The organism is Pseudomonadota bacterium (assembly GCA_039818985.1).
Classification (GTDB): Bacteria; Pseudomonadota; Alphaproteobacteria; order Sphingomonadales; family Sphingomonadaceae; genus Alterisphingorhabdus.
Genome location: JBCBSU010000001.1, coordinates 2211146 through 2226375, shown reverse-complemented (window position 1 = coordinate 2226375; position 15230 = coordinate 2211146). Strand labels below are relative to the sequence as shown.

The following is a 15230-nucleotide window of genomic DNA, read 5'->3' as shown; positions in this document are numbered from 1 at the left end:
CCGCTATGGTGCTTTTGCGGTTGCGTCCGATGTTGCCGTTCCGGGCGAGAGTTGTGCCGAACCCGGGGTTCTCCAGTCGCCACCCAGCGCGAGGCTGAGATCGAGATACTGGTTGAGTTCGGCGCGGCGGATGGCGATCAGATTGCTTTGCGCGGCAAAGACACGCTGCTGCACCGACAGCACATCGATCAGATCGATCTCGCCTTCCTTATAGCGTAGCACCGACAGGCGATAGGCATTGTCGGTTTCCTGGTTGGCGCGTTCCAGCGCAGCCCGTTGCTTGCGCAACGCCACGCCGAGATCAAGCGCCCGTTCGACCTCGCCAAAGGCGTTGATCGCGGTGTCGGCATAGATCGCCACCGCCGCCTGGACATCGGCATCGGCCAGATCGACCGCAGCATCACGCGCGCCGCCATCGAAGATCGGCGCCAGAATGTTGCTGGCAACGGTCCACAGCACATTGGCCGGGTCGAGTACGTCTTCCAGCGCGTTGGAGGCACCGTTCAGGCCGGTGGTCAGCGAGAAACGCGGCAATTTGGCGGCCTCGGCGACCTTGCGGCTGTTGATCGCGGCGGCAATCTGGCGCTCGGCAGCGATGATGTCGGGGCGGCGCTCGAGCAGTTCGGAGGGCAGGCCGGCACCGGGCGGTGCCGGCAATGCGGGGAAGTCCCCCGATGTTTTCAGCCTGGCTGCGGGATAACGGCCGAGCAGCACCTCGAGCGAGCGTACCGCGATCAACCGGCTGTTCTTTGCCGCTTCCAGCGATTCCACCGCGGTCGCAAGATCGGATTCGGCCAGCGACACGTCGAAGGCCGATGCCATGCCATAGCGATAGCGTGCATTGACGACGCGCGAGATCTCGGTGAGGGCGTCGACAATGCCTTGCGCTACCGCAATCTGCTGGTCTGCTTCGATGACCAGGAAATAGGACTGCGCCACCGCTGCGGCGATGGAATATTGCGAGAAGACATAATCGGCTTCGGTGCTGCGCGCGCTTTCCACGGCGGACTGCTGTCCGGCGCGGATGCGGCCCCAGATATCGACTTCCCAGCTCGCCTGTACACCGACAGTAAAACGCTCAAAGCCGGGAATGGTGCTGAGGTTGAACGGCAAGCCGCCAGCACCGCCATTTTCCAGCCGTTCGACATTCTGGACGGTGCCACTGGCATCGATACTGGGCAGCAGTGGTGATCCGGCCTGGCGCGCCAATGCCCATGCCCGTTCAACATTGGCGGCGGCGGCGCGCAAATTGCGGTTATTGGCCTGTGCTTCGGCCACCAGCGCCGTCAGTAGCGGATCGTTATAGGCCTCGATCCAGCCGACCCGGACATCGCCGACACGTTCGCGTGCCGATGTCCATCCCGGCGGCACCGGTGGCAGGCTGGCAGCGGATTTCTCGCTGGTTTCCAGATCGGTTGCCGGCTTGATCGCGGCACAGCCCGAAAGCACCAGCGCCGCACCACTGAGCAGGGTAATGGCTGTCGCGCGATGACGGCAAAGGCGGGACAATGGCGTCATGTTGCTGTGCCCTCCTGCGTCTTGCTTTCATCCGGGCCGATGCGGAAGATCATGGCATAGAATATCGGCACCACCACCAGGGTCAGCAATGTCGCAAAGGTAAGGCCGAATACCAGCACCACCGCCATCGACTTGAAAAAGGCGTCGAGGAACAGCGGGATCACGCCCAGCACCGTGGTCATCGACCCCATCATCACCGGGCGTACACGGCTGGTGGCGGAGTCGATGATCGCGTCATAGCGCGGCTTGCCGTCGTGTATTTCCAGGTCCATCTGATCGACCAGTACGATGGCATTTTTGATCAGCAGTCCGGACAGCGACAGCAGCCCCAATATCGCCATGAACTCGAATGCGGTGTTGGTCAGCAACAGGCCGAGCACTACCCCGATGAGTGACAGCGGCACGACGAGCCAGATCACCAATGGCTGACGCAACGCATTGAACAATATTACCACCACCAGCACCATTGCGGAGAAGCCGAGCGGCAGGGTGCTGGCGAGGTTCTCATTGGCCTCACTGCTGTCGCCAAACTCACCATTCCATTTGAAGGAATAGCCTTCGGGCAGTTCGATGCCCTCAATGGCCGGAGCAATGCGCTCGCGCAGCACACCGGCCAGTTCGCCGGGTAGCGGATCGCACTGGGCATTGATCGCCCAGACGCGGTCGACACGGCGCAGCTTGGCATTGGTCCATACCGTCTCAAAGCTGTCGACCACCTCCAATATCGGTACCGAGACACCGGTGGCCGAGCTGACAATCTGTATCCCGCGCAGCGCCTCGGCATTGATCCGTTCGCGCTCCGGCGCGCGCGCGACGATCTGGATCAGTTGATCCTTTTCGCGATAGACACCGACGGCGCGGCCCGAGAAATTGGCGCGCAGCGCATTGGCCAGATCCTCGCGCGAGATGCCAAGGCGGCGGCCATTGTCTTCATTATAGACCGGCCGGATGATGCTGACCTGCTGGCTCCAGTCGTCCTTGACCGAGATGGCACCGCCATCGGCGACCATGATCGCCTTGGCCCTGTCCGCCAGTTCGCGCAGCACCACCGGGTCGGGGCCGGAAAATTCCGCCTCGATCTTCGATCCGCCGCCGGGGCCGAGCTGGAATTGCCACACCTTGGCCTGGGTATCGGGATAGTTGGCATCGATATATTCCTGAATCTGCGGCAGCATGTCCGCGATCATGCCATAGTCGGAGACCTTGATGAGGAACTGGCCATAAGCGGTGTTGGGCGATTCCGGGCCATAGACCAGCATGAAGCGCAGCGTGCCCTTGCCCACCAGTGCCTGCACCGTTTCCACGCCGTCCAGCTCTTCCAGATAGGTTTCCAGCTCGGTCATGGTCGCGTCGGTTACTGAAATGTCGGTGCCTTCGGGCAGGTTCAAGTCGACGACAATCTGCGGTGTGGTCGAGGGCGGGAAAAAGCCCGGCTTGATAAAGCCGAAGCCGAGAATGGCGGCAATGAATAGCCCGACGACCCCGAGCACTACCAGCTTCGACCGCGCCAGCATGGTACGCAGAAAAGCCTTGTAACGGATGAAAAACGGGTGCTCGGGTTTTTCCTCTATCTCGCCTTCCTTCGGTTCCTCGAACAGCATGTCGGCGAATAGCGGCACCGCCGTGATCGCGAAAATCCAGCTGTAGAGCAGTGACACCATCACCACCCAGAACAGGTCGCCGGTAAATTCGGCAGTGGAGCCGGGGGCAAAGCCGATCGGCGCGAAGGCGATGATCCCGACCAGTGTGCCGCCGAGCAGGGGCCATTTGGTCTTGCGCACAATATCCTTGGCGATGTCCAGCTTCTTCTGCCCCTGCTGGGTGCCGACCAATATCCCTTCGGTCACCACAATCGCATTGTCGACCAGCATGCCGAGCGCGATGATCAGTGCGCCCAGCGAGATGCGGTGCATCGGGATATTGATGACATACATGGTGCCGAGTGTGGCCGCGATAGTGAGGATCAGCACCGCGCCTATGATAACCGCCGAACGCAGCCCCATGAAGAAGAACAGAGTCACCAGCACGATCACCAGCGCCGCCAGCACGTTGATCGCAAAGTCGGAGACCGCGACCTCAACAATCTTGCCCTGATGATAGAATTCATGGACCTCGATGCCGACCGGGCGCAGCGCCTTGGTCTCTTCCAGCTTTGCATCGATGGCAGCCCCCATTTTGGCGACATTGGCACCGGAGATATTGGAGATGCCAAGACCGATGGCCGGCTTGCCATTGTGGCGGATGATGAAGTTCGGCGGATCGGCATAGCCACGCGTCACCGTTGCCACGTCGCGCAGGGTTACCAGCCGTCCCGAGGCCGCGGTCGATATAACCAGATTGCTGATCGCCTCGACCGAATCGATCTCGCCGCTCGGCTGGATCTCGAGGCGGCGGTCGCCGAGCCGGATATCACCGGCGGAAACCACCGAATTCTGTTCGGCCAGATCGGCGTAGATCTGCTCGACTGACAGCCCCAGCGCATTGGCCTGCTCGCGTGCAATCTCGACGTAAATAACCTCTTTCTGCATGCCCACCGGTTCGACTTTGGCAACATCATCGACCGACAGAAGGTCGGTGCGCAGCGACCGGATATATTCGTACAGTTCAGCATAGCTGAAACCGTCCCCGGTGATCAGATAATAGAGGCCATAGACATCGCCGAAATCATCAACCACGATTGATGGCTGCACCCCAGGCGGCAATTGCGACTGGGCGTCATTGACCTTGTTGCGCAGTTTGGTCCAGATCAGCTGCAGATCGGATTTCTCTGGTGAAAAACGGTAGAGAATATCGACACTGATTTCCGACCGGCCGGCAGAGGAGATTGAGCGTATCTCCTCGACCTCCTGCAATTGCTGCACCGCGCTTTCCAGAGCCTCGGTCACTTCATTCGCGACTTCTTCGGGCGTTGCTCCGGGATATTGGGTGATGATCTGCGCCGTGCGGATGGTGAATTCCGGGTCCTCGAACCGCGCAATATTCTCATAGCTGTACCAGCCCGACACCAGCGCAATGGCGATGACGATGAAACAGATCAGACGGTTCTTGATCGAGAATTCGGCCAGATCCATCGGGTCAGGGCCTATTCTTCATAGGCACGGATGGTCATGCCCTCATGCAGATAGGCGGCACCGGCAGCGACGATGGTCTCGCCTGGCTTGAGGCCGGACACGATGGCAATGTTTTCACCGGCACCGGTAGCGGTCTTCACCTTGCGTTTGGCCACCGCCATGGTCTTGGTATCGACGACCCAGACAAAGCGCTGCTTGCCATCGGAGAGAATGGCGCCGAGCGGCACGCTGAGACTGGAAGTTTTCTCGCCCTGGACCAGCGAACGGCTGCTGTAAACGGTCGCGGTCATGCCAGGAAGCACCACCATATTGTCGGGCGGTGTGAAGGCGAAATTGACCTTGAAAGTCTGTGACTGGGTATCGCCCTGAGTTGTCGCCGCGAGGAAACGACCGGGTATTTTGAGATCGGGCGCGCTGCTGAGGACGATGTAGGTCTCATAATCATCGCTGCTGGAGTTGTTGGTCCTGATGTCTTCGGGATCGGCGAGGCGCGCCACCAGACTGGCGGGGACGCTCACCGCCGCTTCGGCGGCACCGATGGTTTGCAGCGTGACGATGTCCTGATTGGGCTGGACATTCTCGAATTCGGTAATGTGCTTTTCCGCGACAAGACCGGAAAAGGGCGCGCGCAGGAGAGTGTCCGCCAGATCTTTCTGCGCGCTGTCAAGCTGCGCCAGCGCTGTGTCGCGCTGCGACTTGCGCTGTTCCACCACCAGCCTGGCTATGGCGTCCTGCTCCAACAGCCGCTCGGCGCTCTGATATTCGGCTTCCGCGGCCTCATATTGCGCCCGTGCTGATGTCACCGCGTTGCGATAGCGCCGCTGGTCCAGTCTGCCGATAACCTCGCCGCGGCGCACTGCCTGGCCGTTGCGCACGGGAAAATCCTGCAGGAAACCGCCAACCTGAAACGCCAGCGTAGAGGACTGGCTGGCCTCGATGATCGCCGGGAAGCTGTTGTCGAAGGTTTCGCTTGCCGCTTGCACCACATGCAGCTTGGCCGGACGGATGATTTCGGCCTCTTCCCCCTCACCACCCGAGCAGGCCGTAAGCAGCAATAATGCTGTTGCTGTTACGAAATGGATTATGGTCTTTCCGGAGAAAGTCGGCTGCATGATTCTTGCGCACTTCCTATGCCTGGGAATCTGTTTATCGGCCAATAGCGGGGAAAGTCCCGCAGGCACAAGCGGTTTCCTGCCTTTTTCCAGCGGATTTGCAGTGTTTGGTACAACAAAAATGGTTAGGCGATCATTTGCCATATTGGCAATGTCCGCCAGAGCGGAGGGCTGCGATTATCGGGTCTTGGCGGCGCTTTTGCGTTCGGCGCGTTCCGCGCGTCTTCTGGCGACCAGTCTTGCCGCCTCATCGGGGCGATAGACCATTTGTGCATCGCCTGTGGCTCTGGCCAGAATCACGAAACCATCCGGCGAAGGGTGGACTTCATCGATATCGGCGCTCTTCAGTGCGCCGCTGAAGACAAAGCCTTCCAGCGGCTGCGCCCTCAGCCAGGCATCGGCTTTCTCCAGACCTTCGTCATATTCCGGGGAAAAGTCATAGCGGATTTTCGCAATCAGCTCGTCATCAATGACTTCGGCAGCAATCGCACCGGTCACGGCATTGAAGATCGTGCTGTCAGTGCGGCTGATCACCGACAGGTCGGATACCGACAGCACCTTGTTGTCCGGGTCCAGTTCGGGTCGACCGACAATCCAGACATTGCCCTCAATCCTGTCCTGCCATGGCAACGGTGATATGATGGTCAGGTCAAAGCCGATGGCGAGCCGACCTTTTGCGGTGGCAAAGAACTGTACATCATTGAAACGCGCCTCGGTCTCCATGCCATTTGCCAGCGCCACGGTGCGGAACTCTCCGAAGCCCAGCGCCGTCTCCAGAGGTTCCTGCAAAACACTATAGGGGATATGGACCGGTACATGCACATCCACGCCCTTTGGTGGCAGCGTCTCCATCAGATCGGGGAGCGGCGTCACTTCGGGCTTGGCCGGACGTGCCCCGAATATTGTCTCATTCTGCGCTTCTGCCGCCAGATCGACGATCAGTTGGCGCTCTGAAACGCGATAGCCGGCAAAGCCGATGCGCTGCGGTGTGAAGCGTACCCATATGCCGGGATCGGTCTTTGCCCGCTCAACCGTAAATCCGGCGGCCCAGATTTGTTCGGCCTTCTGTCTGGCCTCGAGCTGACCAATCAGCTTTGGCAGGCGCTTTTCGATCTGGCCGGCAATCTTGCGGATTTCCAGGTCGACCCTGGAACCGAATGTGATGCGCTGGCCGAGCGCCTCAATGCCGATCTCCTCGCCCCATTGATAGTCAATGTCGACCTTGGCTGTCGGTTGCCAGTCCCGCTGCAACCCCAGCCTGGCGCGCATTGTTACCGTCATCGATCCGGTGGCGGTTTCGCGCTTGATGATGCCGCCGATATTGCGTGCCTGGATCATGGTGTTGACCGGCATGGTAAGGGTGATGGTCTCACCCGACCCGCCCAGACGGATCGGGCCGCGATCGATATGGCCGACCAGCTTGCATGATATGTCGGGCAGCAGCTTTGATTTGGTCGCGAAACAGATTTTTTCCGGTTCGTCTATAGTGACCAGCCGTCGCGGGATCTCGCGGTTCAATATGGCTTCGAAAACCGCAAGATCCCCGCTTACCGGTATGTGAATGGTCGAGGTCTTGTCGGGTATTGCCACCGGCGTATCGTTCGCCTGCGGATAGGCTCCCGGTCTTTGAAACCACAGCATGACCAACCCGATGGCGAGGATGATGCCGGCGACGACAAGGGCGACCTTTGGCCCTGATCCAAGCCGGGTGGTGGGCAAGCTCAGTGGCGCGTCTGCGATGGCGCAGCGAAAAGATTGGGCAGGTCGTTGGCCGAACAGCAACAGGCATCAAAACCGGTTGTCTGTGCAATATCCGGACGCGACAGCCCGAACTGGCCGCAGCTTATGATGCGCGTGTCGGACGCCATTTCCCCGCGCGCGGCAATTATCGCGCTATGCAATCGGTCCGCCCATTGTTCACGGGCAAAAACGCCGCTGGTCACGATTGTCAGCCCGCCATATTCCACATCGGCAAGCTGGCGGCACAGCGCATGGTTTGAAGACGGAAACTCTATGGTGACATCACGCCCGGCATCCATCAGCCGCTCCGCTGCCAGCGAAGCGCCGACGAGATGCGTCTCGCCCGGCAGTGTCACCACCAGCAAGGGACGACGACCAGGCTGGCTGGCGCAAATAGGCTCATTTCTGCGCCAGCGGCGAAAGGCCGATAGCAGTTGCGACAGGCCCAGGGTGATGTCCAGTTCGGAACAGATATCGCGCTTCCACATATGGTCATAATCGCGCATTACCCGGTCACACAGCGCTATCTCGTCGCAAAGCAGATGATTCTGCTGTGCCAGCAACGCGATAAAATCGCTGTCATCACCTTCATAAAGCCGCGTTGCCGCCTTGCGGATCGACCGCTCTCCATGCAGATTTGGCTGGCGTGGCGAGAAGCCATGCAGGGCGTTCTCAATCTGTCCGCGCCTGTTAAAAAGATGCATGTCCCAGTCAGCAAACATGCGATGATTTGTGAGGCCGTGGCAGACCATCTCCAGATCATTATGGCGCTTGTCATGGCCGATATCGTCATAAAGACGGTCCAAGGCAGCTATCGGCCCTTCGAGCCATTGCAGAAAGCGACCGTCCTCATAGAATACCGCGCCCGTTACGCCCAGTTGCCGGTTGCGCTTGCGCGCCTTGCTGACGAGCTTGCGAAGCTCTTCATCGTCAAAATCATGAGTTGCATGACTGGTATACAGCAACATGCCCAGCGTGTCGTTTTGCGGGCGTGCCATTTGCGCGATTTCCAACCAACTTCTCCTGCCATCCTTTTGGCCTGGCGCGCTGCGAAGAAGCTAGCGGCGGTTGTCGGCATCGCGCTCGATGCCCCGTCGGGAGTTCCACCAGCGCGCCGTGCGCCGGACTATTGACATTGTCTGGCCGCCCCCCACCGGTGAACCGGAAACCGTACAGGCCGCTGCAAGGAGCTGGCGGGTATCCGACACCGGGGCCGGTCAGGCTATGGCGATTCGCAGCCTATCGCGAGATGGGCGTACTGTAAACCTGACGCGACAGTCAGGCCGATGGCGTCAATGGTAATGGACGCAATGGCATTGGTTGTTGCAGCGCCTGGATCATTGCTCCGGTGCCCAATCTCTGACGCTTAGCGGCGTTAACATTTTCAGTAATTGTTATTGCACCATGCTGCTTCACGCTGTTTTCGGCACGAAAGGGTCAATTTTTTGACGCCAGCTATTCCTGGTTGATGACGCAGTTACCATATTGATTTATAATAATAAAAAACTTTCCTGTCACGAGAGCTGCCCGCACTCTTGCCATCGTGCAGGGGCTCTCGGCACGAAAATTAACTTCTTGTTTACCATGATCCTCTTAACTCATTCCAGCACGTGCCCGGCAGGCGTTGTGACATGAGGACACAATGATGCGGGGCAGCGCGGTACGGGGCAAAATGCCACAGGGGAAAGCATGAAACAGAGTGATCTGATCATCGACAAGGCCATTATCGGCAGCAGCCAGGCAATTCATGAAGTCCGCTGCTTTCTGAAATTCGCCGCTGCGACCAGTGCTTCGGTCCTGATTACCGGGCCTTCGGGTAGCGGTAAGGAAGTGGTGGCCAATACACTGCACCGGGTGTCGCCGCGTCGCGACCAGTCCTTTGTCGCGGTGAACAGCGGTGCGGTTCCCAAAGAGCTTATGGAAGCCGAGTTCTTCGGCTATGAGAAAGGCAGCTTTACCGGCGCCACCGGCCGCCATATGGGACATTTCGAACGGGCGCATAACGGCACGCTTTTCCTCGATGAAATTGGCGAAATGGCGCCGGATATGCAGGTGCGGTTGCTGCGCATTCTCGAGGACGGCAAGGTACGCCGTGTCGGCGGCAGCAGCGACATTGCGGTCGATGTCCGCATGATTGCAGCGACGCACCAGTCGCTCGAAGACCAGATCGCCCATGGTGCATTTCGCGAGGACCTTTATTATCGTCTGTGCGTGCTGCCGCTGCATATGCCGGCGTTGAAAGAGCGACGCGAGGATGTCGAACCGCTGGTCCGGCATTTTCTGCGCGATAAAAACGGCGATCAGGGCAGGGCCTGCTTTACCAAGGATGCGCTGCAGATGCTGATGGACCATGACTGGCCAGGCAATGTGCGCGAACTGCGCAATGTCGTGTTGCGCGCGAAGATCGTCTACCCTCAGGGATGGATTGGCGCTGAACAGCTGCAGAAGCTGATGTATGCAGTGCCAAAGTGTCAGACGGCCCAGATTACCCCGGCCGTCAGGAACCCGGTGCACGAAATGGTGGATGCGATACGGGAAAGTTTTGCCATGGATGCCGGCTGTGGTGCCTCTGCCGAACCGGCACCGGTGACGGTTGAGGCTGAACCCGCTGCTGAAGCCTCTGTAGTGGCGATATCGGGTCCCGAGGATGCGATACCGGAGGCCTTCTCGCTCAAGGCGCATCTGCAGCGGGAGGAACGCCGCTTGCTGACCATGGCATTGGAGCAGACCAATGGTGTGGTTGCCGCTGCGGCCCGGCTGTTGAAGCTGGAGCGGACAACCTTTGTCGAAAAAATGAAACGCTACAATATCGTACGCGACAACCGTCTGGCTGCCTGAGCGAAGCAAAGGTACGGATGATCAGGGAAATTAGCGGGGATGTATCGTTAAAGATACACGCAATGCGTCAAGACGGACTTTTGCCGCCTGAGGCCTTGCCGATATCCTTCCAGGCCGCGTAAATTTCCGAAACCATTTCATGCACGGATTGCAAAATATCTTTCGCTGCGGGACCATTTGCCTTGGCAATTCTTTCCGCTGCCTGGCGATATACTACGCCGAGCGCCACTGCGGTATCACCGCCACGTTCGAAATCCAGGCTCTCATCAAGTGCATTGACGATCGCCGCCGCGCGCGACTTCGCTTCCAGCATGGCCGGATTGTCGCCGCGTTCTGTGTGCTTAATTGAAGTGTCGAGCTGCAAAAGCAGCTCTTCGAACATAATCGATACCAGTTCATGCGGGCTGGCACCTTCGACACGGCTGGCCTGAGTATCCAGATAGCTTTTAGTGTAGCCGTTCGGGCGCTTGCGAAACGTCACGGTGCGTTCTCCAAGATTTTGCAGTCTTTATGTCAGTTTTCGGAATCATTCCAGATAGATATTTGTTGATCGAGGTAACTTTGTGTAGATCGGAGGACGGCGAGTTGCCGGTCCATATTGGCGAAAGTGCGTTCGAGTTGGGCCCGATAGCGGTCGATATCATCATCAAGTTCGGTTAACATCTCCCTAAGGTCCTCAGAAATCGCGTTAAAACGTTCCTGTGCCAAGGTTAACGGACCGTCTTCACCCTGAAGCGAATCACGCACGTCATTCATCACTCCGGCGAGGCCGGGATTGTTTTCATTGGGATTAATCGGGTCGAGCATGGCGCTGATTGCATCGAGATCATCCTCGAGCACAGCGTCGAGTCGGGCATCGTCAATACTCAGTGTGCCGTCATTATTTGTCCGGACGCCGATATCGGCAAGGGTGCGATATTGTCCTTCGGAAGCGAGCAGCGTCGAGCTCATCGCGCCCAGCCGACGCACCATGTCGCGAATGGCCGAGTTGCCGGCCAATGGGCCGCCACTGGCACCGTCAAGTCCGGGGCGCGTAGCATCGTTCAGCCCTTCGCGCAGGTCATTATAGGCTTCGACAAATTCGACAACGAGATCGCGCACGCCCGAGGCCGGGCGATCGCCGCTGATCGTGATCGGCTCGCCGGGTGCGGCGGCCAGCAGGTTAAGCTGGACGCCGGTAATCGCATTGTCGACGCTGTTGCTGCTGAGGTTGAGCTCAACACCATCGACGAAGATACGGCTGTTCTGCGCCGTCGATACCGCGGTCATGCCGCCATCGGCACCCGGCGGATAGGCGAAGTCGTTCAGCGTGCTGGGCGTACCCAGCAACGGCGTGGGTGGCGTCGTGATGGTGAAGCTTTCATCGGCACCTTCTGCGCCGGCGAGGACAAGCCGGGCACCATTGACGTCGGTCAATATCGTGGCGCTGACACCGCTATTGGCGTCGTTGATCGCATCGCGCAGGCCGGCAAGGCTGTTGTTGCTGGAATCGATAACGACATCGAAACTGCCGCCGCTGGTGCCGAGCGTCAGCGTACCTTCACCGACAGCGGCGTCGGTATCGGCAAAAACGCGCGAAACCGTGCGCTGTTCGGAGGCGAGCTGGTCGACTTCGACAGTGACCGGCAGGCCCTGTGGCGTCTGGCCCTCGATAAAGCCGACCGTGGCAATGGTGGCGTTGCTCGATATCAGATCACCCGAAAAGCGGCGGCCATCGAGCAGCGTGTCGAGCGCTTCGGCAAAGGTGCTGAGCGATGACGAGGCCGAGGCCATGGCCGAAATGCGGGCGCTGTTCAGTTCCTGGCGCTGCAGAATCTGGGCTTCGCGCGGCTCGCGCGTGACCTGCACGAGATCGCGTACCAGCTGCGCCGAATTGACACCGGTTTGCCCGCCAATAAGGCCTGATAGACTGTCAAACATGTTCTGCTGCCCTTTCTTCGGGAGAAGTAACGGCGCATTTGCCTGGTTGTTTAGCCATTTTGTTCACCCTTGCTGTCATAGTGCATGCCATCGGGTACGCTGATTTTCGGTCGGTCGGCGCGCGAAGCCATTTTCGCATCCAGCCGGTAGATAAACGCCAGCAATGTCGCGACGGCGAGATACAGCCGCTCATCGACCATCTCTCCGGCCCGGGAGGTGAAATAGATGGCGCGGGTCAGATCGGGGTAGCGCATCACCGGCACGTCCTTTTCCTCGGCGAGGCGGCGCATCGCCTGGGCGATGCCGTCGCGACCGCGGGCCAGCACTACCGGCGCGGCGTCATTTTCCTGGTCATAGCGCAGGGCGACGGCAAAATGGGTGGGGTTGACCAGCAGCACGGTCGCCTCCTCGACGCCCTTGCGCACCGACCCGCTCATCACTTCCTGCTGGCGCTGGCGGATCGCCTGTTTGAGCTCGGGAGAACCCTCGGTTTCCTTATGCTCGTCCTTGACCTCCTGCTTGGTCATTTTCAGCTTTTTCGTGTGCTGATAGATTTGTGCCGGGACGTCGATCATCGCGATCACCGCCAGCGCACCGGCCATGGCCAGCAGAGTGATATTGAACAGGCGACCATAGGCAATCAGATTGCCCGCCACATCGCCATGGCCCAGTTCCGCCATTTCCGGCAGATAGGTCATGATCACCATGGCGCCGATGGCACCCAGCAAGGTGACCTTCGCCAGCGACTTGCCCAGTTCGATCAGGCCATGGGTGCCGAACATGCGCTTGATCCCTGACAGCGGGTTCATTTTTGATGGCTTGGGCTTGACAGCCGCCCAGCGAAAGCCGGCCGAGCCGAGTAGGGCCGGGGTGGCGATTGCCGCCAGCATCAGCATCGCAAACAATCCACCAAAGGGCAGCAGCAAGGGGGTCAGCAGGGTCAATGTGCGGCCGCCCATGTCAAATGCGACAATATCGCGATTGTCGAAGCGCAGGGCCGCGCGCACCATGTCTCCCGAAGCCGCGATCAGGGCGTTGCCAAAGACCCATAGCACCAGCGCGCCGACCATGATGACCATCGCCGTGCCCAGCTCGCGCGATTGCAGTACCTGGCCTTTTTTGGCGCTGTCCTTGCGTTTCTTAGGGGTTGGCGCTTCGGTCTTTTCACCGCCGCCAGGGGACTGGCTCATGATCGTCCTCGCGTTACAACCATTTCCGATTGCTCAAGGCCACCGGTCAGGGCTTCGATGAGGGTTTCCGCCATCACCGGTGCGGTCGCCGCCAGCAGCACCAGTCCGGACAGCACCGCGACCGGCAGGCCGACGGCAAACAGGTTCATCGCCGGAGCCGAACGCGCCAGCATCGCCATCACCAGCTGCACCAGAATCAGCGCGGCACCGACAGGGAGCGCAATCAGCAGACCCATGGCAAATAGCGATCCGCCAAAGCCGATAATCCCTTCAATTGCGGCAAGGCTGAGAAAGGCATTGCCCGGCGGCAGCGTCTCATAGCTATGGACGATGATCGCGATCAGCATCAGATGCCCGTCCATCGCCAGCAACAGCAATGTTGCAATGATTGAGAGAAACTGGCCAACGACCGGGGTCGATACTCCGGTCTGCGGGTCGTTCATCGAGGCAAAGCCCAGACCCATGGCGTTGCTCAGCGTCTCACCCGCGACAAAGGCGGCCGCATAGCCGACCTGCAGCGCAAACCCCATGGCGAGGCCGGCCAGCACCTCGGCGATGATGAACATCACACCGGAAAAGCTGACCAGCGTATCGGTGGGTATGCTGACACCGGCGCCGCTGGTGGCGGCAACGCCGATCATCAGCGACAATATGATGCGCAGCTGAAGCGGCACCGAACCGGCACCGAAAACCGGCGCGATCAGCATCGCTGCGCCGGGCCGGATCATGGCCATCAACCACATCCACAGCTGCTCCTCGACACCGGCATAGGCGGGGGCGATCATTGCAGCAGGTCCGGTATCCGGTTGAAGGTTTCGATGGTGAAATCGGCGATCAGATAGATGATCGAACCGCCGAAAAGCGCCAGCATCACCGCCACGACAATCAGCTTGGGGACGAAGCTGAGCGTTGCTTCGTTGATCGACGTTGCCGCCTGGACCATGCCGAGCAATATGCCCACGGCCAGCGCCGGGATCAGCAGCGGAGCCGCCGCCAGCGCGGTGACCCACAATGTCTGTTGCGCAATGCCGATGAAGAAATCCGTCTGTTCCATGATTATGCTCCGCTTCAGGTCACGAACGATCCGGCCAGCGAGCCCATGGTCAGGGCCCAGCCATCGACCAGCACGAACAGCAACAGCTTGAACGGCATCGAGATGATCGTGGGCGACAGCATCATCATGCCGAGCGCCATCAGGGTCGAGGCGACGACCAGGTCGATGATCAGGAACGGCAGGTAGATCATGAAACCGATCTGGAACGCGGTTTTCAGCTCGCTGGTGACAAAGGCCGGCAGCAGGATCGAGAAAGGAATGTCCTCGGCGCTGGAAAAACCGTCTTCCTCGGCCAGGTCCATGAACAGCTTGATATCGGTTTCGCGGGTCTGCTTGACCATGAATTTGTGAAAGACCTCACCGGAAATCTCGATTGCCTGGTCGAGACTGACCTCTTCTTCGCCATAGGGCTCGACCGCACGGGTGTTGATCTCGGAAAATGTCGGCGCCATCACGAACAGCGACAGGAACAGCGACAGACCGATCAGCACCTGATTGGGCGGTGTCTGTTGCAGGCCCAGTGCCTGGCGCAGGATCGACAATACGATCAATATGCGGGTGAAGCTGGTCATCATCAGCAGCAGCGACGGCAGGATCGTCAGCAGGCTCATCAGGATGAGGATCTGCAGCGACAGCGTCAGTGGCTTGCCGTCTCCGGCAACATCGTCGAGCGCCTTGCCCAGTGCCTCTGAAGCCCCGACATCACCGGTCTGGGCGAAGGCGGGTTCGATCGCGAACAGCGTCGCCGCGACGATGGTTATGATGATGCAGACTATGCGCATACTGG

At 59.4% G+C, this 15230-nt stretch carries 12 protein-coding genes; 1 reads left to right on the top strand and 11 read right to left on the bottom strand.

Annotated features, from left to right (window positions below):
• Positions 1 to 3: 3 nt before the first annotated feature.
• The 5 genes from AAFX04_10620 to AAFX04_10600 all read right to left on the bottom strand — a co-directional run bounded on the left by AAFX04_10620 (position 4) and on the right by AAFX04_10600 (position 8439).
• A complete protein-coding gene (locus AAFX04_10620; protein MEO1045883.1) occupies positions 4 to 1518 on the bottom strand; it encodes a TolC family protein in 1515 nt (504 codons plus the stop codon).
• Entirely contained in the window at positions 1515 to 4589 is a 3075-nt protein-coding gene (locus AAFX04_10615) for an efflux RND transporter permease subunit (GenBank protein MEO1045882.1), read from the bottom strand. The genes AAFX04_10620 and AAFX04_10615 overlap by 4 nt, the downstream gene beginning before the upstream one ends.
• Positions 4590 to 4600: 11 nt before the next feature.
• Positions 4601 to 5701, bottom strand: a complete 1101-nt coding sequence (locus AAFX04_10610; protein MEO1045881.1) for an efflux RND transporter periplasmic adaptor subunit — start codon at positions 5699 to 5701, stop codon at positions 4601 to 4603.
• Between the two features lie 177 nt (positions 5702 to 5878).
• Entirely contained in the window at positions 5879 to 7420 is a 1542-nt protein-coding gene (locus AAFX04_10605) for a DUF4403 family protein (GenBank protein ID MEO1045880.1), read from the bottom strand.
• A gap of 2 nt (positions 7421 to 7422) precedes the next feature.
• The gene (locus AAFX04_10600) at positions 7423 to 8439 is read right to left on the bottom strand and encodes a BLUF domain-containing protein (protein ID MEO1045879.1); all 1017 of its coding nucleotides are present in this window, start codon (positions 8437 to 8439) and stop codon (positions 7423 to 7425) included.
• A gap of 691 nt (positions 8440 to 9130) precedes the next feature.
• Here AAFX04_10600 and AAFX04_10595 point away from each other — a divergent pair.
• Positions 9131 to 10279 (top strand): sigma-54 dependent transcriptional regulator, encoded by a 1149-nt coding sequence (locus tag AAFX04_10595; protein MEO1045878.1) that lies wholly within the window; start codon positions 9131 to 9133, stop codon positions 10277 to 10279.
• Between the two features lie 67 nt (positions 10280 to 10346).
• Here the strand turns inward: AAFX04_10595 and AAFX04_10590 are convergent, their stop codons facing one another.
• Genes AAFX04_10590 through fliP form a run of 6 tightly spaced genes read right to left on the bottom strand, consistent with a single transcriptional unit; the run spans position 10347 to position 15225 of the window.
• Complete coding sequence (locus AAFX04_10590; GenBank protein ID MEO1045877.1) at positions 10347 to 10760, bottom strand: flagellar protein FliS; 414 nt, start codon at positions 10758 to 10760, stop codon at positions 10347 to 10349.
• A gap of 32 nt (positions 10761 to 10792) precedes the next feature.
• Positions 10793 to 12199 carry a flagellar filament capping protein FliD gene (fliD, locus tag AAFX04_10585; GenBank protein ID MEO1045876.1) on the bottom strand — a complete coding sequence of 469 codons (1407 nt, stop codon included), beginning with the start codon at positions 12197 to 12199 and terminating at the stop codon, positions 10793 to 10795.
• 50 nt (positions 12200 to 12249) lie between these two features.
• Positions 12250 to 13389: a flagellar type III secretion system protein FlhB gene (locus AAFX04_10580; GenBank protein MEO1045875.1), complete on the bottom strand. Its 1140-nt coding sequence runs from the start codon at positions 13387 to 13389 to the stop codon at positions 12250 to 12252.
• Positions 13386 to 14174, bottom strand: a complete 789-nt coding sequence (gene fliR, locus AAFX04_10575) for a flagellar biosynthetic protein FliR (GenBank protein MEO1045874.1) — start codon at positions 14172 to 14174, stop codon at positions 13386 to 13388. The genes AAFX04_10580 and fliR overlap by 4 nt, the downstream gene beginning before the upstream one ends.
• The gene (locus tag AAFX04_10570; GenBank protein MEO1045873.1) at positions 14171 to 14443 is read right to left on the bottom strand and encodes a flagellar biosynthetic protein FliQ; all 273 of its coding nucleotides are present in this window, start codon (positions 14441 to 14443) and stop codon (positions 14171 to 14173) included. The genes fliR and AAFX04_10570 overlap by 4 nt, the downstream gene beginning before the upstream one ends.
• Before the next feature lie 14 nt (positions 14444 to 14457).
• On the bottom strand, positions 14458 to 15225 hold the full coding sequence (gene fliP, locus AAFX04_10565; GenBank protein MEO1045872.1) for a flagellar type III secretion system pore protein FliP: 768 nt from the start codon (positions 15223 to 15225) through the stop codon (positions 14458 to 14460).
• Positions 15226 to 15230: the final 5 nt, after the last annotated feature.